Raw genomic sequence first — 20,378 nt, forward strand, 5'->3', positions numbered from 1 at the left:
CTGTCCGGGGCCATGCACGCATGGCCCTCCCCTTTCCGATCAAGCGCTGTCGCGCTTGATTTTTTTTGGAGGCAGCGACGATGAGCCAGGTCAAAGCGATCATCGGGCTGGGCAATCCCGGCGCCGACTACGAGGCCACCCGCCACAATGCCGGTGCCTGGCTGGTGGAGGCCGTGGCCCGCCAGGCCGGCGGGGAACTGCGCCCCGAGAGGAAGTTCCTCGGCCTGCATGCGCGGGTGCAGCTCGACGGCCATGACCTGCACCTGCTCAACCCGACCACCTTCATGAATCGCAGCGGCGGCGCGGTGGCAGCGCTGTGCCAGTTCTTTCGCCTCGCCCCGGACGAGTTGCTGGTGGCCCACGACGAGCTCGACCTGCCCCCCGGCACCGCGCGCTACAAGCAGGGAGGCGGTCACGGTGGCCACAACGGCCTGCGCGACACCATCAGCGCCCTGGGCAACGACAAGTCGTTCCATCGCCTGCGTATCGGCATCGGCCATCCGGGCGACGCCCGCCAGGTGACCCCCTATGTCCTGGGGCGCCCCGGCAAGGCCGAGCACACGGCCATCGAGGCGGCCATCGACGAATGCCTGGCCACCCTGCCCCTGGTGCTGGCCGGCGACTGGGCCCGCGCCATGAACCGGCTGCACAGCTTTTCAGCCTCCGGCTGACGAGTCAGCCATAAGCTTGAAGCCATAAGCGGTAAGTCACCCCCCTTCCGGGCCGGATGGGTTTTCTTGCGGCTTACAGCTTATGGCTTACAGCTCGGTCGAGTAGAATACCGGCCAATCGCCAATTTCGAACACGCTTTCCAGGAAGATCCCATGGGTTTCAACTGCGGTATCGTCGGCCTGCCCAACGTCGGCAAGTCCACGCTCTTCAATGCGCTGACCAAGTCCGGCATCGATGCCGAGAACTTCCCGTTCTGCACCATCGAGCCCAACGTCGGCATCGTGCCGATGCCCGACCCGCGTCTCGACGCCCTGGCGGAGATCGTCAAGCCGCAGAAGGTGCTCCCCACCACCATGGAGTTCGTCGATATCGCCGGCCTGGTGGCGGGTGCCTCCAAGGGTGAGGGGCTGGGCAACCAGTTCCTGGCCAATATCCGCGAGACCCAGGCCATCGCCCATGTGGTGCGCTGCTTCGACAACGACAACGTCATCCACGTGGCCAACCAGGTCGACCCGCGGGCCGACATCGAGATCATCAACATGGAGCTGGCACTGGCCGACCTCGACACCGTCGAGCGCGCGATCCAGCGCCTGGTGCGCGTGGCCAAGGGGGGCGACAAGGAAGCCATCGCCACCAAGGCGATCCTCGAGCGCATCCAGCCGCATCTGGCCGAGGGCCTGCCGCTGAGAAGCTTCGGTCTCGACGACGACGAGAAGCGCCAGCTCAGGAGCTTTGGCTTCCTGACGCTGAAGCCGACCATGTACATCGCCAACGTCAACGAGGACGGCTTCGAGGCCAACCCCTACCTCGAGGTGGTCAACGAGATCGCCGCCGAGGAAGGCGCCGTGGTGGTGCCGGTGTGCAACCAGCTCGAGGCCGAGATCGCCGAACTCGACTTTGATGAGCGGGCCATGTTCCTCGACGAGATGGGCATGGCGGAGCCCGGCCTCGACCGGGTGATCCGTGCCGGCTACCAGCTGCTCGGCCTGCAGACCTACTTCACCGCCGGGGTCAAGGAGGTGCGTGCCTGGACGGTGAAGGTGGGCGCCACCGCGCCCGAGGCCGCCGGGGTGATCCATACCGACTTCCAGAAGGGCTTCATCCGCGCGGAGGTCATCTCCTACGACGATTTCGTCACCCTGGGCGGCGAACAGGCCGCCAAGGACGCCGGCAAGTGGCGCCTGGAAGGCAAGGAGTATGTCGTGCAGGACGGCGACGTCATCCACTTCCGGTTCAACGTCTAGACAGGCTGCCGGCGGGGGCGCTTGACCTCCGGGGAGCGGATCCGTAGACTTCGCCCCCGTTGCAAGGCTACGTAGCTCAGTTGGTTAGAGCACATCACTCATAATGATGGGGTCCCCTGTTCGAGTCAGGGCGTAGCCACCAGATAACGAAACGCCCGCCTGGTTCGCCAGGCGGGCGTTTCGTTTTCGGGCTCCGGTGCGTTCTCGAGAGCGGCTTCGGGCGGCCAGCCTATCTAGCAGCTCGCCGCCCGCGGCTCGGAGCGTTAGGGCAGCTCGGCGCGATTGCAGAAGGCGGTCAGCACCCGGGCCAGCGAGGCCACGTCGCGCGCCCCCGCGGTCTCGCGGATCGAGTGCATCGCCCACTGGGGCACACCCACATCGAGGGTCGGCACACCGAGCTCGGTGGCGGTGATCGGCCCGATGGTGCTGCCGCACGCCATGTCGGCACGGGTGACGAAGGTCTGCACCGGTTCACCCACCTCGCGGCAGAGATCCCGGAACATGGCGGCCGTTGCACTGTTGGTAGCATAGCGCTGGTTGGCGTTGACCTTGATCACCGGCCCGCCGTTGATCGCCGGACCGTGGGCGGCGTCATGCTTGTCCGGGAAGTTCGGGTGAAGGGCGTGGGCATTGTCGCAGGAGATCATCCTCGAGGCCTGGATCAGCCGGATGAATCCCTCGTCGCCGGCCTCGCCGAGCTGGGCGTTGACCCGCTTGAGGACATCGCCGAGGAAGGGTCCCTGGGCACCGCAGGCGCTGGCGCTGCCGACCTCCTCGTGGTCGTTGGCCACCAGCAGCGCCCCCTGGCTGCCGTCGCTGGCCAGCAGCGCCTCCAGGCCGATGAAGCAGGAGAGCAGGTTGTCGAGCTGGGCGCCGGCGATCAGCTCCCCCTCGACGCCGACCCGGGAGGGCGGCTGCATGTCATGGAAAGCCAGCTCGACGTCGAGGATCTCGGCACCGGACAGGCCGTGCTGCTCGTCCAGCCAGGCCAGCAGCAAGCGCTCCAGGTCGGGCCGATCGCCTCCCTGGAGGAACACCGGCGCCATCTCGGTCTGGGCGTTCAGGGCGCGGCCGTTGTTGGCCTCCCGGTCGAGGTGGATCGCCAGGCTCGGGATGATCGCCACCGCACGGTCGACATGGAGCAGCACACCTTCCAGGTGCCCGTCGGGATGGCGGACGTGTACCCGCCCGGCCAGCCCCAGCTCGCGGTCGAACCAGGGCGCCAGCAAGGCACCGCCGTAGACCTCGACCCCCAGTTGCAGCCAGCCGGCGGCGGTCTGGGCGGCATGGGGCTTGAGCCGCAGCCCCGGACTGTCGGTATGGGCACCGATCATGCGCAGCGCTGCCAACGCCCCCTCCGGCAGCTGCAGGGCGATGATCGAGGAGTCGTTACGGGTGACGAAGACCCGCTCGCCGGGGGCGAGTTGCCAGGCCTCGGTCTCGTCGAGACGCCGGAAACCGGCGCCCTCGAGTCGTGCGGCCATATTGGCCACGGCGTGCCAGGGCGTGGGCGAACGGCGCAGGAAATCGAGCAATCGCTCGAGCAGGTCGTCCTGTGGCATAGGCGTCCTCAATGCAGGGGTCGTGGGGTGATACAGGGTCATACGACCGGGTCGAGCTGCTACAATGCCCGCTCGGTCCACGCAACTCGACAGCCGAGCGCGGGTCTAGGGAAGAAGTAGTGTACATGAAACCGGGAGTGCTTCATTGATGAGCCTGTTTGCCACCCTTGGCCGTTCGGTTGCCCTGGCGGGCCTGCTGATGGTCGCCAACACCGCCTTCGCAGAGCTGCAACCCACCGAGGCCCAGCGCCAGGCGGCCGTGGAAGTGGCCGAGTCGCTGCGCTATGGCCACTATGATGAGGTCAGCCTCGACGACGCCTGGTCGCACCGGGCCTTCGAGCGCTACCTCGACATCCTCGACGGCCAGCGCGCCTATCTGCTGCGCGAGGACGTGGAGGCCTTCCGCGACCTGGAAAGCACCATGGACGACGCCCTCATCGACGGCGACCTGGAGCGGGTCTTTGCCCTCTACCAGCGCCACCACGAGCGGGCCGAGTCGCGCTTCGAATGGCTGCTGACCAGGCTCGACGAGGCCACCACCTTTCGTTTCGACACCGACCAGCGCCTGGAACTGGAGCGCGAGGACGCCTCCTGGGCCGACAGCCAGGCCGAGCTGGACGAGCTGTGGCTCAAGCGCCTGAAGAACGCTGCCCTCACTCAGGTGATCGGCGGCCAGGACGACGACCAGGTGGAAGCCAACCTGCGACAGCGCTATGAAGGCCAGCTCGCCAGCTTGCGGCAGACCGAACCCGAGGACGTCTTCGGGCTGTTCATGGCCGCGGTGACCAGCAGCATCGACCCCCACAGCGAGTACCTCTCGCCACGGCAGGGCGAGTCCTTCGACATCCAGATGCGCCTCTCGCTGGAAGGCATCGGCGCCCTGCTCGAGTCCGACGGCGAGTACGTCAAGGTGTCGAGCCTGGTGCCCGGCGGCCCCGCCGAGCGCGCCGGCGTGCTGGAGCCTGCCGACCGCATCATCGCCGTGGGCCAGGAAGACGAGGAGAAGATGGTCAACGTGGTGGGCATGCGGCTCGACAACGTGGTCGAGCTGATCCGCGGCCCCAAGGGCTCGGTGGTGCGCCTCGACGTGGTGCCGGCCCAGGCCGTCGACATGACCCGCTCCAAGGTCGTCGAGATCACCCGCGACACCGTCAGCCTCGAGGACCAGGCCGCCAAGGGCGAGGTGATCGAGATCGAGCGCGACGACGGCGTGCACCGCATCGGCGCCATCAAGATCCCTACCTTCTACGTCGACTTCGACGCCTGGCAGGCCGGCGAGGAGGACTACCGCAGCACCACCCGCGACGTGGCCCGGGAGATCGAGCGCCTCAAGGAGGAAGGCGTCGAGGGCATCGTCCTCGACCTGCGCAACAATGGCGGCGGCGCCCTGCAGGAGGCCAACTCGCTGATCGGCCTGTTCATCGACCGCGGCCCCACCGTGCAGGTACGTGACGCCCGTGGGCGCATCAGCCTCTACGGCGACACCGAGACCGGCACCGTCTATGACGGCCCGCTGGGCGTGCTGGTGAACCGTCTCTCGGCCTCCGCCTCGGAGATCTTCGCCGGCGCCATCCAGGACTATGGCCGCGGCCTGGTGCTGGGCAACCCGACCTTCGGCAAGGGCACGGTGCAGACCCTCAACGAGCTGAGCCACGGCCAGATCAAGCTGACCCGTGCCAAGTTCTACCGCATCTCCGGCGACAGCACCCAGCACCGCGGGGTCGAGCCCGACATCATCTTCCCCAACCTGGTGGACCCGGAGATCATCGGCGAGAGCAGCCTCGACAATGCCCTGGCGTGGGATACCGTACGCGCCGTGCAGTACCGTACCTACGGCGAGCCCTGGAAGTACCTCGAGACGCTCAAGGACCGGCACCGCATCCGTGCCGACGAGCTGCCCAACTTCCGCTACCTGGAGCGCCAGGCCGAGCTGGCGAAGAGCAGGCGCGAGAAGACCACCAGCGTCAGCCTCAACCGCGAGCAGCGCCAGCGCGAGGTCGAGGCCCGGGAAGCCGAGCAGCTCGCCCTCGAGAACCAGCGCCGCCGGGCCCTGGGGCTAGACCCGCTCGAGGAGTGGATCGACACTCGGGACGAGGAGTCGGACGACGCGGACGAGCCGGTGGATCGTGCTCAGGTGCAGGAAGCCGCCCAGATCCTGCTCGACTATGCCCAGCTCGACGGCAGCTACCGGCTGGCCAACCGGGACTGAGCCCCTCCCCTTTCACCCTCGGAACGCGCCGGCCCCCGGCGCGTTCTGCTTTGCACGCAGGTCAAGGTCACCGGCACAACGAAGCGGCGCTACACCTCGAGGATGGTTCGTATGGGAATCCCGGCGCGGTTCAGGCCCGAATTCCGGAACAGGTCGGCAGCAGTCGGCCGCGAGGGGGTTATCCAAGGACTGCTTGGCGTGTCATTTCGCCCCCTCCCCCAAACACCCCCTACATAAGCCCCGGCCTGGCCGGGGCTTTTTATTCCCGGTGATCTTGTAAGCTGATTTCCGTCAAAAGCGATAGAGCAGGAAACGGCCCAATCTTCGGAAGGCGGGAACGGATTGGTACAGGCAGATCGTCAGACGGGTGGGCCATGACATCCTGGCGATCTGTGTCGGGTCGAGCCCGGTGAGTTCCTTCACGAGTTTGAGCTTGGGAACTTGGCGTTCGAGTTCGCGCGGATCGTCGATACCCCAGTGAAGGGAGGCGCCGGTTGCCCTGACCGGTGGGGCGAGCCTGAGCAGGCTAACGCCGAGCCGGCTGTAGCCGTCGAAGGCGAGTTCGCCACTCGGAAAACTTTCCGTGAGTGTATCGAGGAGGCGGAGCACTTCGTGCTTGCGGAGATAAGGGAGGAGGCCTTCGGCGATCACCATCGCCGGCTGGTCCGCGGGCACATCGCGCAGCCAGTCCGGGTCGGTGACGGATGCCCCGATCAGGTGACATCCATCGCGTTCCGGGTACAAGCGGCGGCGCAGCTCGATCACCTTCGGGAAGTCGACATCGAACCAGCGCACGCTGGTGGGCGGCTCGAGTCGGAACACCCGGCTGTCCAAGCCACAGCCAAGGTGCAGTACCGTCGCAACAGGGGTGTGGTCAATGAATTCACGTGTCCAGTCATCGAAGATCTTGGCCCTCAACGCCAGGCCGATCATGGGGTCGTGCGGGACGTTGAGTTTCGCGAAATCGTAATCGATCCGGCGAATGGTGTTGGCGGCGAACTCGTCCTTGAGCAGCGAGTCCGGCATGCGGCTCTCCATGGCCTTGGCATAGAGCGTGATGAGGAAAGTTTCCTGCTTTCCGCTCAGGGTGATCTTCTCGGCTGGCATCCGCGTCTCCCGATTCATAAGCACAGTGTAAGTAAGTGCTTACTGGGAAGACCAAGAAAAATTCGAAGAGCGTGACAAGCCTGCGGCCATTCGGGGGGCGGGGCGAAGTGAGGACTCGCTCCATTGTGGAGCAATGCAAGCATTTGATTTCGTGGATTTTCTGTGACTATGCAAGGGGAAGCGATCCGCTACTATGCTGATAACATGTAGCCAGAGGCAGGCGAGATGGTAATCGACGAAAGAAAGAAGTACAGGAAAATCATGCGGGTGGGAATGCTGATGGTGGCGGCGTTGATTGCCCTGGCCACGAGCGAGACGTGGGCCAATACGGCGCCATATGTGGCCACGCCCGACGGCGACGGTGTGCAACGTATCCGCCTCGTCGGTGGCAGTTATTTCTTCGAGCCCGAGCATATTCAGGTCAAGGCAGGCGTCCCGGTGGAACTGGTGGCCAGCCGGGAGCGCGGTCTTGTGCCGCATAACCTGGTGATCCAGTCGGAGGTGTTGGGGCTCGATATCGAAGAGGAACTGGAACGTGAGGAGAAGGTCATCCGCTTTACCCCTCAGGTGCCGGGTCGGGTGGTCTTCTATTGCGGGAAAAAGTTGTGGTTCCTGCCCAGCCACCGCAACAGAGGAATGTCCGGTGTGCTGGAGGTGGTGGAGTGATCCATGCTGCCGACGCCTTGCTGATGGAGGATTGAGCAGGCCCCGGAGGCCCGCATCCGCGAGTAGTCCGCCGGTGTTGGCGGTGGTGGTCTTGCCAACGCCCCCTTGGTGGAGAGCACCGCTATGATACGCATGCCAAATCCCCGTTCCTGGTGGATGGAACAGGTGATGACTCATGGCACTACGTCATTGAAAGCGTTAGCAAAAAGCTACGGTGCGGTGGGCTCCTATCGAGGAGTGACCGGTTACCGCGCTGTGCTCGCTGCCGAAGCTGGCTCCTCGAGCAGGACTCGAACCTGCGACCCAGTGATTAACAGTCACTTGCTCTACCAACTGAGCTATCGAGGAATGGCCGGTTACCGCGCTGTGCTCGCTGCCGTGGAGGCGAAGCTGGCTCCCCGAGCAGGACTCGAACCTGCGACCCAATGATTAACAGTCATTTGCTCTACCAACTGAGCTATCGGGGAATGGCCTCGAGCACGGGGCGTAGTATACGGATCGGGCGCGCCAGGTCAAGAGGGTTTGCCATGGGCCCCGGCGTAGAGGCAACGAAAAACGCCCGCACGGATCATGACCGGGCGGGCGTTCTCGAACTGATCTGGTGGCTACGCCCTGATTTGAACAGGGGACCCCATCATTATGAGTGATGTGCTCTAACCAGCTGAGCTACGTAGCCATTTTCCCGTTGCCGGCCAGGTTGCGCCGGACAACGGGGCTGAATTATGCACGCGGCCGGCCGACTTGGCAAGCCCCGAGCCCTGCTGTCAGGGCTATCGCAGATGGCGGTAACGCTCGAGGCTGTTCCGGCGACAGGTCGGCGAGGGGGCCTGTGTGCCCTCGCTCATCTATTTTTATTGATTGAACGTTCAATAAAAAAATGCCATGCTGAGGGTATCGGCCATCCTGCTCCCCGTGGGCAGCAGGATGAACCCCACCGGAGAGGAGTCAGCAAGGTGCCCAAGGTCGGAATGCAACCCATCCGCCGCCAGCAGCTGATCAAGGCCACCATGGCGGCCATCGACGAGGTCGGCCTGGCCGACGCCACCGTGATGCGCATCGCCCGTCACGCCGGCGTCTCCGCCGGCATCATCAGCCACTACTTCGGCGGCAAGGATGGTCTGCTCGAGGCCACCATGCGCCAGATCCTCAGCGATCTCGGGACCGCTGTGGCGGCACGGCGGCGGGCACTCGCCGACGAGTGTCCCCGGGCTCACCTCGGCGCCATCATCGACGGCAACTTCGACCGCAGCCAGATCACCGGGCCGGTGGCCAAGACCTGGCTGGCCTTCTGGGCGAGCAGCATGCACAAGCCGACGCTGCAGCGCCTGCAGCGGGTCAACGACCATCGCCTCTACTCGAACCTGTGCAGCCAGTTCCGCCGCCTGATGCCCCGGGAGGAGGCGCGACGCGCCGCCCGCGGCCTGGCGGCGATGATCGACGGCCTGTGGCTGCGTGGCGCCCTGACACCGGCGGGGCTCGATGCCGACCGCGCTCGCCGGCTGGCCCATGAGTACCTGGATCAACTGCTGGTCACCCATCCTTCGTCACCCCTTTCCTGAGAGGAGACCCCATGGCAACCCTCGACACCCAGACACTCTACATCGACGGCCGCCGGGTAGACGCCACCTCCGGCGAGACCTTCCCGGTCGTGAACCCCTTCGACGGCAGCCTGCTGGCCAATGTGCAGCAGGCCTCCCCTGCCGACCTGGACGCTGCCGTCGCCGCGGCGCGGCGTGGCCAGCGGGCCTGGGCCGCCATGACCGGCATGCAGCGCGCCCGCATCCTGAACCGCGCCGTGGGCCTGCTCCGCGAGCGCAACGACGAGCTCGCCGAGCTCGAGACCCGCAATACCGGCAAGCCGATCAGCGAGACCGCGGCGGTGGATATCGTCACCGGCGCCGACGTGCTCGAATACTACGCCGGCCTGGCCCCGGCCATCGAGGGCAACCAGATTCCGCTGCGCGAGAGCTCCTTCGTCTATACCCGCCGCGAACCGCTGGGGGTGGTCGGCGCCATCGGCGCCTGGAACTACCCGATCCAGATCGCCTGCTGGAAAGCCGCCCCGGCGCTGGCCGCCGGCAACGCCGTGGTCTTCAAGCCCAGCGAGGTCACCCCGCTTACCGCCATGAAGCTGGCCGAGATCTTCACCGAGGCGGGCCTGCCCGACGGTGTCTTCAACGTCATCCATGGCGACGGCCGGGTCGGCGCCCTGCTCACCGAGCACGCCGGCATCGACAAGATCTCCTTCACCGGTGAGGTCGGGACCGGCAGGAAGGTGATGGCCGCCGCCGGCGGCTCGACGCTCAAGGACGTGACCATGGAGCTCGGCGGCAAGTCGCCGCTGGTCGTCTTCGCCGATGCCGACCTCGACCGCGCCGCCGACGCCGCCATGATGGCCAACTTCTACTCCAGCGGGCAGATCTGCACCAACGGTACCCGGGTATTCGTCGAGCGCCCCGTCAAGGAGGCCTTCGAGGCGAAAATCAGGGAGCGCGTGGCGCGCATCCGCCCCGGCGACCCGCTGGACCCGGCCGTCAACTTCGGCCCCCTGGTGAGCTTCGAGCACCAGCAGAAGGTGCTCTCCTACATCGCCCTGGGCAAGGAGGAAGGCGCCACCGTGCTGGCCGGTGGCGACGCCTGGAACGACGGCGAGCGGGCCCGCGGCGCCTGGGCCGCCCCCACGGTGTTCACCGACTGCCGCGACACGATGCGCATCGTGCGCGAGGAGATCTTCGGCCCGGTGATGGCGATCCTCGCCTTCGACGACGAGGCGGAGGTGATCGGCCGCGCCAACGCCACCCACTACGGCCTGGCCGCCGGGGTCTTCACCGAGAGCCTGAACCGCGCACACCGCACCATCCACCGCCTGGAGGCCGGCATCTGCTGGATCAACACCTGGGGCGAGTCCCCCGCCGAGATGCCGGTGGGCGGGGTCAAGCAGTCCGGTGTGGGCCGCGAGAACGGCATCGAGACCCTCGCCCACTACACCCAGACCAAGTCGGTCCAGGTGGAGATGGGGCCCTTCGAGTCGGTGTTTTAACAGCGTCTTTCCGGGCCTTGCTAACGGCTAGGCTCACCTGACAAGGGGCGCCGGGGGCAGGTCGCAGCGAGGGTCTTTTTCCAGGGAAGGAAAAAGTAGCGCCCAGGGATGGGTTCACAGCGCCCTCGCGGAGGCCTGCCTCCGGGATAGCCCCGTCTCCGTTTCTGTTTTTTGGGAGATCGCCATGTCCCAGCTTCGCGAATTCGACTACGTCATCATCGGCGCCGGCTCCGCCGGCAACGTGCTCGCCACCCGCCTCACCGAGGACGCCGACGTCAGCGTGCTGCTGCTCGAGGCCGGCGGTCCCGACCACCGCCTCGATTTCCGCACCCAGATGCCGGCCGCACTCGCCTTCCCGCTGCAGGGCAAGCGCTACAACTGGGCCTTCGAGACCGACCCGGAACCGCACATGGACGGCCGCCGCATGGAGTGCGGCCGCGGCAAGGGGCTGGGTGGCTCCTCGCTGATCAATGGCATGTGCTACATCCGTGGCAACGCCCTGGACTACGACCACTGGGCCAAGGCGCCCGGCCTCGAGGACTGGACCTACGCCGACTGCCTGCCCTACTTCAGGAAGGCGGAGAGCCGCGACATCGGCCCCGACGCCTACCATGGCGGCGACGGCCCGGTCAGCGTCACCACGCCGAAAGCGGGGAACAACCCGCTGTATCGCACCTTCATCGAGGCCGGCGTGCAGGCGGGCTATGCCGAGACCGAAGACGTCAACGGCTATCGCCAGGAGGGTTTCGGCCCCATGGACCGCTTCGTCACCCCCCAGGGGCGTCGCGCCTCCACCGCGCGCGGCTATCTCGACCAGGCCAAGGGGCGTGAGAATCTCACCATCGAGACCCGCGCCACCACCGACGTCATCGAGTTCGACGGCAAGCGCGCGGTGGGCGTGCGCTACGCGCGCAAGGGCCAGGGGCAGCGGGTACGCGCCCGCCGCGAGGTGCTGCTCTGTGCCGGGGCCATCGCCTCGCCGCAGATCCTGCAGCGTTCGGGCGTGGGCAATCCCGATCATCTCGCCGAGCTCGATATCCCCGTGGTCCACGACCTGCCCGGTGTCGGCGAGAACCTCCAGGACCATCTGGAGATGTACATCCAGTACGAGTGCAAGCAGCCGATCTCCCTCTATCCGGCGCTGAAATGGTATAACCAGCCCGGGATCGGCGCCGAGTGGCTGTTCCTCGGCCGCGGCGTCGGGGCCAGCAACCAGTTCGAGTCCTGTGGCTTCATCCGCAGCAGCGATGAGGAGAAGTGGCCCAACCTGCAATACCACTTCCTGCCCATCGCCATCAGCTACAACGGCAAGAGCGCGGTGCAGGCCCACGGCTTCCAGGCTCATGTCGGCTCGATGCGCTCGGAGAGCCGCGGGCGCATCCGCCTCACCTCCCGCGACCCCGGGGCCGCCCCCAGCATCCTGTTCAACTACATGGCCACCGACAAGGACTGGCAGGAGTTCCGCGACGCCATCCGCCTGACCCGCGAGATCATCGCCCAGCCCGCCTTCGACCGCTACCGCGGCCGGGAGATCTCTCCCGGGCCGGCGGTGCAGTCCGACGCCGAGCTCGACGCCTTCGTGCGCGAGCATGCCGAGACCGCCTACCACCCCTGCGGCAGTTGCCGCATGGGCGAGGGCGACGACGCCGTGGTGGACGGCCAGGGCCGGGTGCACGGCCTCGAGGGGCTGAGGGTCGTGGACGCCTCGCTGTTCCCGGTGATCCCTACCGGCAACCTCAACGCACCGACCATCATGCTGGCGGAGAAGATCGCCGACCGGATCCGCGGCCGGGAGCCGCTGCCGAAGAGCGATGCCCCCTACTATGTGGCGGGCGATGCTCCGGCCCGCGAAGAACCCCAGCGCCGGCTCGATCAAGCCTGACCGTTCCCGCCATGGCTGCTAGTCGTGACGTGAGGCGAGGGGCGCCGGGGGCAGGCTGAAGAGGAGGTCATTTGCCAGGGATGGCAAATGTAGCGCCCAAGGACGGGTTCACAGCGCCTCCTCGCAAGCCTGCCGCCGGATCAGCCCTGGGAAGCATCCACCCGATTGGCCGGTTGCAGTAAAGTGGGCTAGTCTTCAAGAATTCAAACAACTGTTCGAATGACGTGTTCAACGACAGCACGGAGACGCCCCATGCTCACCCTGATTCTTCTCGTCCTCGCCGTGGCCGGCCTGCTGGTGGTCATGCGCCGCGAGGCGGGCGCCCTGCCCGCCGTCGGCGTACTCGCCGCCCTCGGTCTGGTCGGCCTGCTGTTCGGCTCGCCGGTGCTCGGCGTACTGCTGCTCATCGGCGCCGGCGGCGTGGCCGTGGCCGGCCTGCCGGTCCTGCGCATGCGCTGGCTCAGCCCCCGGCTCTTCGCCACCTTCAAGAAGGTCGCGCCGAAGGTCTCGGACACCGAGCGCACCGCGCTGGAGGCCGGCACCGTGGCCTGGGACGGCGAACTCTTCTCCGGCCGGCCGGACTGGCAGCGCCTGCTCGGCTACCGTGACGAGGGGCTCTCCGACGAGGAGCGCGCCTTCCTCGAGCACCAGTGCAGCGTGGCGGCCGGCATGTGCAACGCCTGGGAGATCGCCCGGGAGCGCGCCGACCTGCCCCAGGAGCTGTGGGACTACCTCAAGCGGGAGGGCTTCTTCGGCATGATCATCCCGAAGGCCTACGGCGGCCTGGAGTTCTCGGCCAAGGCCCAGTCACTGGTGCTGCAGAAGCTGTCGATCAGCGAGACGCTGATGGTCACCGTGGGCGTACCCAACTCGCTGGGCCCCGGCGAACTGCTGCTCAAGTACGGCACCCCGGCCCAGAAGGACCACTACCTGCCTCGCCTCGCCGATGGCCGCGAGATTCCCTGCTTCGGCCTCACCGGCCCCCGTGCCGGCAGTGATGCCACCGCCATTCCCGATACCGGCGTGGTGTGCCGGCAGCTGGTCGACGGCCAGGAGGTGCTGGGCCTGCGGCTGAACTTCGAGAAGCGCTGGATCACGCTGGCCCCCATCGCCACCGTGGTAGGGCTGGCCTTCCGCATGTTCGACCCGGACCACCTGCTCGGCGACGAGGAGGACCTGGGCATCACCTGCGCGCTGATTCCCCGCGATACCGCTGGCATGGAGATCGGCCGCCGCCACCACCCCATCGGCAGCCCCTTCATGAACGGCCCGATCAAGGGCCGCGACGTCTTCGTGCCGCTGGACACCATCATCGGCGGCCCCGAGATGGCCGGCCAGGGCTGGCGCATGCTGGTCGAGTGCCTCTCGGTGGGCCGCTGCATCACCCTGCCCTCCGGCGCCGCCGGCACCGCCCGCTACGGCCTGGGCTGGAGCGGCGGCTTCGCCCGCATTCGCCGCCAGTTCAACGTGCCGGTGGCCGAGATGGAGGGCGTGCAGGAGCCCCTGGCGCGCATGGCCGCGCTCTGCTACATCTCGCGGGCGGCCGTGTACCAGACCGCCAACACCATCGATCACGGGGTCAAGCCGGCGGTGCCCTCGGCGATCCTCAAGAGCCAGCTCACCGAGTTCCAGCGCCAGGCGCTGGGCGATGCCATGGATATCCACGGCGGCAAGGCGGTGACCCTGGGGCCGCGCAACTACCTCGGCATCGGCTACAGCGCCAACCCGGTGGCGATCACCGTGGAGGGCGCCAACATCATGACCCGTAACCTGATGATCTTCGGCCAGGGCGCCATCCGCTGCCACCCTTACGTGCTCGAGGAGCTGGCCGCCCAGGACGCCGACGACCTCCCGGCCTTCGACCGCGCCGTCTTCGGCCACACCGGGCTGGTGCTGGGCAACGCCGCTCGCGCCCTCACCCAGGGCCTGGGGCTGGGCAAGCCAGCGGTGCCCTTCGATGCCACCGCCGCCCCCTACGCCCAGGACGCCGCACGGCTCTCCGCCGGCTTCGGCCTGTGTGCCGACGCCGCCATGGCCAGCCTCGGCGCCAGCATGAAGCAGCGCGAGATGCTCTCGGCGCGCCTCGGCGACGTGCTCTCCAACCTCTACCTCGCCTCCATGGTGCTCAAGCAGTGGCACGACGGCGCCAAGGTCGAGGGCGAGGCGACGCTGCTCCACTACAGCTGCCGCTTCCTGCTCCATCGTGCCGAACAGGCCCTGGACGAGCTGTTCGACAACCTGCCCAGCCGCGCCCTGGGTCGCCTGCTGCGCGTCGTGGTCATGCCCGCCGGCCGCCGCTGGAAGCGCCCCCATGACGACCTGGCCCGCGAGATCGCCCAGGCCGTCTCGCGCGATACCGCGCTTCGCCGCACCCTGCTGGAGGCCACCTGGCAGGGCAGCAACGGCGCGCGCGACAACCCCCTGGCTCACTACAACGCCCTGCTCGCCGACTACGACCGTGCCGAGGCGCTCTACCGCACGGTCGACAGGGCCCACGCCGGAGGAGAACTGCCGATGCAGGCCCTGCACCCCGAGCAGCGCGTCGAGGCGGCCCTGGAGGCCGGCATCATCGACGCGGACGTCGCCGCCTTCATGCGGCGCTACGAAGCCGAGGTGCTGGAACTGCTCAGCGTCGACGACTTCGACTACGACGCCTTCGCCAGCGACAAGGCCTCTATCCTGCGCCATAACGCGGCCTGACTCGCGCCGCCCGAGCGGCGGCCCCCCGCCCCCTGAACGACGACGCCCCGACATCCGTCGGGGCGTTTTGATGACAGAAATAGGAAAGCACTGATTCGCGTCACGAGCGAAGCTAGGCTGGCCGCCGCCGGAACGGAGCAACCGGAGTTGACTGGCTGCTCAATGAGGATTGTGAGTACCGCCGGCGGCCAGGATATCAAGCGCAGTAGCGAATCACGCTTTCCTACAGCGGCCAGACCAACAGGATCATCGGCACCGCCACTGCCATCACCACCAACTCCAGCGGCAACCCCATCCGCCAGTAGTCGCCGAAGCGGTAGCCGCCGGGCCCCATCACCAGGGTGTTGGACTGGTGGCCGATGGGCGTGAGAAAGGCGCAGGAGGCGCTGACCGCCACCGTCATCAGGAAAGGGTCGATCGAGACATCGAAACCGTTGGCCAGACTCGCCGCGATGGGCGCCATCAGCACTGCCGCCGCGGCGTTGTTGATCACGTCCGAGAGCATCATGGTGATCACGAACAGTCCCACCAGGGTGACCACCACTGGCCAGTCGCTGCCGAGCGCCAGCAGGCTCTCGGCGATCAGCGCCGCCCCACCACTGCTCTCCAGCGCCTGGCCCACCGGGATCATGGCACCCAGCAGTACGAGCACCGGCCCGTCGATGGCCTGGTAACCGTCGCGCAGCGGCAGCACCCCCACCAGCAGCGAGATCAGCGCTGCCACGGAGAGCGCCACCGCGGCCGGCAACAGGTCGAGCATAATGGCCAGGATCGCCGCACCGAAGATGGCCAGGGAGACCAGCAGCAGCCGCGGCTGCCCAAGCGCCAGGTTGCGGCTGGCCAGGGGCAGGCAGCCCAGCGTCGCCAGGCTCTCGGTGAGCTCGCTCTCACCGCCCTGCAGCAGCAGCACGTCGCCGGGACGAAAGCGGATCTCCCGCAGCCGCTGCTTGAGACGCCCGCCGTCGCGGGCCACCGCCACCAGGTGCAGACCGAACTGGTTCTGCAGCCGCAGTTGGGTGACAGTGCGATTGACCATCATCGAATCGTTGCGCACCACCGCCTCGACCAGTTCGAGCCCTTCGGTATCGACCTCCTTCTTCTTTTTCTTCTTTTCCTTCTTCTCTTTTTTCTCCTTGCGGTGCTTCCTTCCCGGATTCTCTTGCACCGGCTCCGCATCGCTCTCCCGGGAAGCTGTCTCGTCGGCCGACACCTCATCCTCTTCGAGCTCGGCGCCGAGCGAAAGCCCGGCCTTGTCCTCGAGCAACTTCATCTCCTCGGGACCCGCCTCCACCAGCAGGATGTCGCCCTCCTGCAGGCTACCGTAGAAGGCATGGCCGGCCCGACGCTTCTCGCCCCGTACCACGGCCAGCACCGGGATGGTCTCCTCCAGGGCGTCGTGCAGGTCACGCAGCGTCCAGCCGATGGCCTTCGCCTCCTCGCCCACCTTGAGCTCGACGAGGTAGTTGGCAGTATCGAACATCTCCTCGGTGGAGGCCTTGCCGGCCCGCTGAGGCACCAGCCGCCACCCCAGCAGCAGAATGAAGACCAGGCCGGCCAGGGCGACCGACACCCCGACGGGAGAGAAGGAGAACATGCCGAAGGCGTCACCGGTGACGGCACGACGATAGCTGGCGATGATGATGTTGGGCGGGGTACCGATCAGGGTGGTCAGGCCGCCCAGCAGCGAGCCGAAGGCCAGCGGCATCAACAGCAGCGACGGCGAGGTGTCGTGCTCGCGGGCCAGGCGCATGGCCACCGGCAGCAGCAGCGCCAGGGCCCCGACATTGTTCATGAAACCGGAGAGCACCACCACGGTGCCGGTCAGGGCGGCAAGCTGCAGGAAGAGCCGCTCGCCCACCTTGAGCACCTGCTCGGCGATGACGTCCACCACCCCGGAGCGCTCGAAGCCGCGGCTGATCACCAGCACCGCCGCCACGGTGATCACCGCCGGGTGGCCGAAGCCGAGAAAGGCCTCCTGCGACGGCACCAGCCCCAGCATCACCGAACCCAGCAGGGCCGCCAATGCCACCAGGTCATAGCGGAAGCGTCCCCAGACGAAGGCCGCCAGCGTCAACCCGAGCACGATGAAGACCAGGGTGCTGTCGGCCATACCCGCTCACCTCCGTGTGGTTGCGCACTGCATCAAGCACAACAGCAGTACGCCTGAAAATCCAGCGCTTTCGATGATGCTTGCCGGGGCTGGCCATGAAAAACCCGGCCGAAGCCGGGTTTGTCGCTGCCCGCTGATGCCTACTTCCTCGCCATCTGCGTCAGCATGGCGTTGACGGCCTCGAGATGTTCGGGCTCGTTGTGGCACAGGCCCTGGAAGACCGCGCAGAGGTCGAGGAAGTCCTTGAGCTCGGTGCGCTGCGCCATCTTCATCAGTCGCTTGGTCAGGCGGGTGGCCTTCGGCGGCTGGGCGGCGATGCGGGACGCCAGTTCCCCCACGCGTGCCATCAGCGCCTCGGGCACCACTACCTCGAGCACGATGCCGAGGTCGCGGGCCTCCTCGGCATCGATCACCCGGCCGGTCAGGGTGAGCTCGAAGGCCCGCTGGTAGCCGATCAGGCGCTGCATGAACCAGGCGCCGCCGTCGCCGGGGATGATGCCCAGGTTGAGGAAGGTCTCGCCGAACTTGGCCTTGCTCGATGCCAGCCGCAGATCGGCCATATTGGCCAGGTCGAAGCCGGCGCCGATGGCCGGGCCGTTGACCGCGGCGATGATCGGCACCTCCACGTCCTGCAGGGCCAGCGGGATGCGCTGGATGCCCCGGCGGTAGCGGGTGGCCACCTCGGCCACACCGCCTTCGAAGTCGCCGCCGCGATTGGCCATGTCCTTGACGTTGCCACCGGCGGAGAAGGCGCTGCCGGCACCGGTGATTACCAGCACCGAGACGTCGTCGCAGCGATTCACCCACTGGGCGGTGGCGACGATGTCGTCGGCCAGGGCGCTGCCGGTCAGGGCATTGCGCACGTCGTGGCGGTCCAGGGTCAGGGTCGCGACGCGCCCCTCCAGGGCCAGGCGGGCGTCGGTGAGTTGCGGCAGTGTCGGGCTCATGCGCGGGCCTCCGCGTCGATGGATTGACGATCGACGATAACCCTGGCATCCACCACCGCATAGCCGTCCGCGTAGGCGATGACCGGGTTGAGGTCGAGCTCGGAGAGCGCCGGGTAGGCGTCGACGATGCTCGACACCTTGAGCAGCAGGTCGACCAGCGCCTCCTTGTCCACCGCCGGCTCGCCGCGGGCCCCCTCGAACACCTTCTTCGCCTTGATCTGCTCCACCATGGCGCAGGCATCATGGCGCGACAGCGGAATGGCGCGGAAGGCCACGTCCTCGAGGATCTCGACGAAGATGCCGCCCAGGCCGAACATCAGCACCGGGCCGAAGATCGGGTCGCGGATCACCCCGGCGATCACCTCCACGCCCTTCCTCGCCATCGGCGTCACCAGCACGCCCTCGATCTCGGCGGCCGGGGCATGGGCCCGGCAGGAGATCAGGATCTCGTCGTGGGCCCGGCGCAGGGCCTGCTCGCCGATGAGGTTCAGCTTGACGCCGCCGGCATCGGACTTGTGCAGGATATCCTTCGAGACCACCTTCATCGCCAGCGGGGTATCGCCGACCTCCTCACGGAACCGGGCCGCGATGGCCGCCAGTTCCGCCTCGCTTCTGGCGATGCGCTCGGCCGGCACCTCGACACCGTGATCCCGCAGCAGCTGCTTGGCCTCGTACTCGAAGAGGTCCCGCCCCTCGCCGCGGGCCCGCTCGAACATCGCGACCAGTGCCGGCCGGGGCGCCACGGCCGCCTCGCGGCTCTGGCTGTGCAACTGCGCCAGGTACTGGCCCCGCTCGCCCAGCGCGGCGAGGACCCGTACCGACTGCTCGATGGAGGCGTAGACCGGCAGGCCCGCCTCGTGCAGGCGACGCAGCGCCGGCGGCTTGATCGGCGTGTAGAGGCTGTAGATCACCAGCGGCTTGGTGGTGGCCTTGGACAGGTCGACCATCGCCTCGGCGCCGCGCATCTCGTCGCCCAGCAGCGATTCGGCGAAGCGGATGCTGTAGCCGCCGAACATGCCGACCAGGAAGACGCTGTCGACGTTGTCATCGGCGGCGACGATCTCCATGCAGGTGGCCAGCAGCGAGGGATGGGCATCGGTGGAGCCGGCCACGTCCACCGGGTTGAGGGTGGAGGCCTGGGGGAAGAGCACCTCGCGCAGACTCTGGCGTGTGGTGTCGCTGAGCTCGGCCAGCTCCAGCCCCGCCTCGGCCAGGCGATCGGAGGCGATGGTCGCCTGGCCGCCGCCGTCGGAGATCACCGCCACCCGCTTGCCGCGGGCCTTCTGCAACAGCCCCAGGCCCTCGGCCACCGGCAGGATCTCGTCGGAGTACTGCACCACGCTGACCCCGGACTGGCGCAGCAGGTCCACGGTCATGGTGTAGCTGCCGGCCAGGGCGCCGGTGTGGGAACTGGCCGCCTTCTGGCCCTGCTCGGTAGAACCGGACTTGTAGACCACCACCGGTTTCATGGCGGTGACCTCGCGGGCCACGTCGAGGAACTTGCGCCCGTCGCGGAAGCCCTCGACGTAGAGGGTGGCGACACGGGTGTGCACATCCTCGCCGAGATAGCGCAGGTAGTCGTTGAAGCCGATGTCGCTCTGGTTGCCGGGCCCCACATAGGTGCTGAAGCCCACGTGGCCGTTGTGCTGGGCCTCCAGCGCCAGCGACAGCAGCATGTTGCCGGACTGGGAGATGATGCCGACGTCGCCGGGCCTGACGTTGTCCAGCGCCAGCAGGTTGACGCGGTGATGCAGGTTGAAGATGCCCGAGGTGTTGGGCCCGATGATGCGCACCCCGTGCGCCTCGGCCTTGGCCATCATCTCGCGCTCGAGCTCGGCCCCATCAAAGCCGATCTCGGCGAAGCCGCTGGCGAGTATCACCGCCCCCTTGATGCCGCGACGGCCGCATTCGGCGATCAGCCCGGGCACCGTGGCGGCCGGGGTGCAGATCAGCGCCAGCTCCGGGCTGCCGGGGATCGCCGTGACCGAGGGCCACGCCTTGACCCCCAGGATCATGTCGGCCCTGGGGTTCACCGGATAGATGTCGCCGCGATAGCCATCCTTGACCAGGCCGGCCATGGCCTTGTAGCCGCGCTTGGTGGGGTCTGCCGAGGCCCCGACCACGGCGATGCCGGTGGGGGCCAGGATGTCGTGCAGGGGGCTGCGGCTGTCGAGATGTCCTTCGATGGGATTCATGTGGTGCTGACCTTGGCCCGAGGGCCCTTGAACGGTGATCGACG

Annotated in this window: 13 protein-coding genes and 4 tRNA genes; 9 read left to right on the top strand and 8 right to left on the bottom strand. The window is 67.2% G+C overall.

Translation table 11 applies throughout. The features are described 5' to 3' along the window. Positions 1-80 precede the first annotated feature (80 nt). The 3 genes from pth (at position 81) to CR157_RS02255 (ending at position 2,058) form a co-directional block, all read left to right on the top strand. Positions 81-671 (top strand): aminoacyl-tRNA hydrolase, encoded by a 591-nt coding sequence (gene pth / locus CR157_RS02245; RefSeq protein ID WP_110281910.1) that lies wholly within the window; start codon positions 81-83, stop codon positions 669-671. Between the two features lie 153 nt (positions 672-824). Beyond that, entirely contained in the window at positions 825-1,916 is a 1,092-nt protein-coding gene (ychF, locus tag CR157_RS02250) for a redox-regulated ATPase YchF (RefSeq protein WP_110281911.1), read from the top strand. Between the two features lie 65 nt (positions 1,917-1,981). Continuing rightward, positions 1,982-2,058, top strand: a tRNA-Met gene (locus tag CR157_RS02255). Between the two features lie 121 nt (positions 2,059-2,179). Here the strand turns inward: CR157_RS02255 and CR157_RS02260 are convergent. Continuing rightward, on the bottom strand, positions 2,180-3,478 hold the full coding sequence (locus CR157_RS02260) for a M18 family aminopeptidase (RefSeq protein ID WP_110281912.1): 1,299 nt from the start codon (positions 3,476-3,478) through the stop codon (positions 2,180-2,182). Positions 3,479-3,626: 148 nt separating this feature from the next. Here CR157_RS02260 and CR157_RS02265 point away from each other — a divergent pair, with 148 nt between their 5' ends. Continuing rightward, positions 3,627-5,687 carry a carboxy terminal-processing peptidase gene (locus tag CR157_RS02265; protein ID WP_110281913.1) on the top strand — a complete coding sequence of 687 codons (2,061 nt, stop codon included), beginning with the start codon at positions 3,627-3,629 and terminating at the stop codon, positions 5,685-5,687. 291 nt (positions 5,688-5,978) lie between these two features. On the opposite strand, the gene CR157_RS02270 is transcribed toward CR157_RS02265, so the two are convergent. Beyond that, entirely contained in the window at positions 5,979-6,794 is an 816-nt protein-coding gene (locus CR157_RS02270) for a class I SAM-dependent methyltransferase (RefSeq protein WP_110281914.1), read from the bottom strand. A gap of 225 nt (positions 6,795-7,019) precedes the next feature. Between CR157_RS02270 and CR157_RS02275 the strand changes: the two genes are divergently transcribed. Beyond that, positions 7,020-7,460, top strand: a complete 441-nt coding sequence (locus CR157_RS02275; protein WP_110281915.1) for a quinol oxidase — start codon at positions 7,020-7,022, stop codon at positions 7,458-7,460. A 272-nt stretch (positions 7,461-7,732) separates the two neighbouring features. On the opposite strand, the gene CR157_RS02280 is transcribed toward CR157_RS02275, so the two are convergent. From CR157_RS02280 to CR157_RS02290, 3 genes are all read right to left on the bottom strand, one after another. After that, positions 7,733-7,808: transfer RNA gene (locus CR157_RS02280), tRNA-Asn, on the bottom strand. 43 nt (positions 7,809-7,851) lie between these two features. Continuing rightward, positions 7,852-7,927, bottom strand: a tRNA-Asn gene (locus CR157_RS02285). A gap of 132 nt (positions 7,928-8,059) precedes the next feature. Next, positions 8,060-8,136: transfer RNA gene (locus CR157_RS02290), tRNA-Met, on the bottom strand. Between the two features lie 277 nt (positions 8,137-8,413). On the opposite strand from CR157_RS02290, the gene betI reads away from it, so the two are divergent. The 4 genes from betI to CR157_RS02310 all read left to right on the top strand — a co-directional run bounded on the left by betI (position 8,414) and on the right by CR157_RS02310 (position 15,082). Then, positions 8,414-9,019, top strand: coding sequence for a transcriptional regulator BetI (gene betI, locus CR157_RS02295; protein ID WP_181421937.1), 606 nt, complete (start codon positions 8,414-8,416; stop codon positions 9,017-9,019). Positions 9,020-9,030: 11 nt separating this feature from the next. Then, positions 9,031-10,500 carry a betaine-aldehyde dehydrogenase gene (gene betB, locus CR157_RS02300; protein ID WP_110281917.1) on the top strand — a complete coding sequence of 490 codons (1,470 nt, stop codon included), beginning with the start codon at positions 9,031-9,033 and terminating at the stop codon, positions 10,498-10,500. A 184-nt stretch (positions 10,501-10,684) separates the two neighbouring features. After that, the gene (gene betA, locus CR157_RS02305) at positions 10,685-12,382 is read left to right on the top strand and encodes a choline dehydrogenase (protein WP_110281918.1); all 1,698 of its coding nucleotides are present in this window, start codon (positions 10,685-10,687) and stop codon (positions 12,380-12,382) included. A gap of 252 nt (positions 12,383-12,634) precedes the next feature. Continuing rightward, positions 12,635-15,082, top strand: a complete 2,448-nt coding sequence (locus CR157_RS02310; RefSeq protein ID WP_110281919.1) for an acyl-CoA dehydrogenase — start codon at positions 12,635-12,637, stop codon at positions 15,080-15,082. A 223-nt stretch (positions 15,083-15,305) separates the two neighbouring features. On the opposite strand, the gene CR157_RS02315 is transcribed toward CR157_RS02310, so the two are convergent. From CR157_RS02315 to CR157_RS02325, 3 genes are all read right to left on the bottom strand, one after another. Next, a complete protein-coding gene (locus CR157_RS02315; RefSeq protein ID WP_110281920.1) occupies positions 15,306-17,192 on the bottom strand; it encodes an SLC13 family permease in 1,887 nt (628 codons plus the stop codon). A 140-nt stretch (positions 17,193-17,332) separates the two neighbouring features. Beyond that, the gene (locus CR157_RS02320; RefSeq protein ID WP_110281921.1) at positions 17,333-18,139 is read right to left on the bottom strand and encodes an enoyl-CoA hydratase-related protein; all 807 of its coding nucleotides are present in this window, start codon (positions 18,137-18,139) and stop codon (positions 17,333-17,335) included. Beyond that, the gene (locus CR157_RS02325; RefSeq protein ID WP_110281922.1) at positions 18,136-20,334 is read right to left on the bottom strand and encodes an acetate--CoA ligase family protein; all 2,199 of its coding nucleotides are present in this window, start codon (positions 20,332-20,334) and stop codon (positions 18,136-18,138) included. The genes CR157_RS02320 and CR157_RS02325 overlap by 4 nt, the downstream gene beginning before the upstream one ends. Between the last annotated feature and the right edge of the window lie 44 nt (positions 20,335-20,378).

Source organism: Halomonas sp. LBP4, from assembly GCF_003202205.1.
Classification (GTDB): domain Bacteria; phylum Pseudomonadota; class Gammaproteobacteria; order Pseudomonadales; family Halomonadaceae; genus Halomonas; species Halomonas flagellata.

What these genes read in the sequence shown, in the direction of transcription:
- pth (WP_110281910.1), top strand. Translation starts at nt 81, where the DNA reads ATGAGCCAGGTCAAAGCGATCATCGGGCTGGGCAATCCCGGCGCCGAC.
- ychF (WP_110281911.1), top strand. Translation starts at nt 825, where the DNA reads ATGGGTTTCAACTGCGGTATCGTCGGCCTGCCCAACGTCGGCAAGTCC.
- CR157_RS02260 (WP_110281912.1), bottom strand. Translation starts at nt 3,478, where the DNA reads ATGCCACAGGACGACCTGCTCGAGCGATTGCTCGATTTCCTGCGCCGT.
- CR157_RS02265 (WP_110281913.1), top strand. Translation starts at nt 3,627, where the DNA reads ATGAGCCTGTTTGCCACCCTTGGCCGTTCGGTTGCCCTGGCGGGCCTG.
- CR157_RS02270 (WP_110281914.1), bottom strand. Translation starts at nt 6,794, where the DNA reads ATGCCAGCCGAGAAGATCACCCTGAGCGGAAAGCAGGAAACTTTCCTC.
- CR157_RS02275 (WP_110281915.1), top strand. Translation starts at nt 7,020, where the DNA reads ATGGTAATCGACGAAAGAAAGAAGTACAGGAAAATCATGCGGGTGGGA.
- betB (WP_110281917.1), top strand. Translation starts at nt 9,031, where the DNA reads ATGGCAACCCTCGACACCCAGACACTCTACATCGACGGCCGCCGGGTA.
- betA (WP_110281918.1), top strand. Translation starts at nt 10,685, where the DNA reads ATGTCCCAGCTTCGCGAATTCGACTACGTCATCATCGGCGCCGGCTCC.
- CR157_RS02310 (WP_110281919.1), top strand. Translation starts at nt 12,635, where the DNA reads ATGCTCACCCTGATTCTTCTCGTCCTCGCCGTGGCCGGCCTGCTGGTG.
- CR157_RS02315 (WP_110281920.1), bottom strand. Translation starts at nt 17,192, where the DNA reads ATGGCCGACAGCACCCTGGTCTTCATCGTGCTCGGGTTGACGCTGGCG.
- CR157_RS02320 (WP_110281921.1), bottom strand. Translation starts at nt 18,139, where the DNA reads ATGAGCCCGACACTGCCGCAACTCACCGACGCCCGCCTGGCCCTGGAG.
- CR157_RS02325 (WP_110281922.1), bottom strand. Translation starts at nt 20,334, where the DNA reads ATGAATCCCATCGAAGGACATCTCGACAGCCGCAGCCCCCTGCACGAC.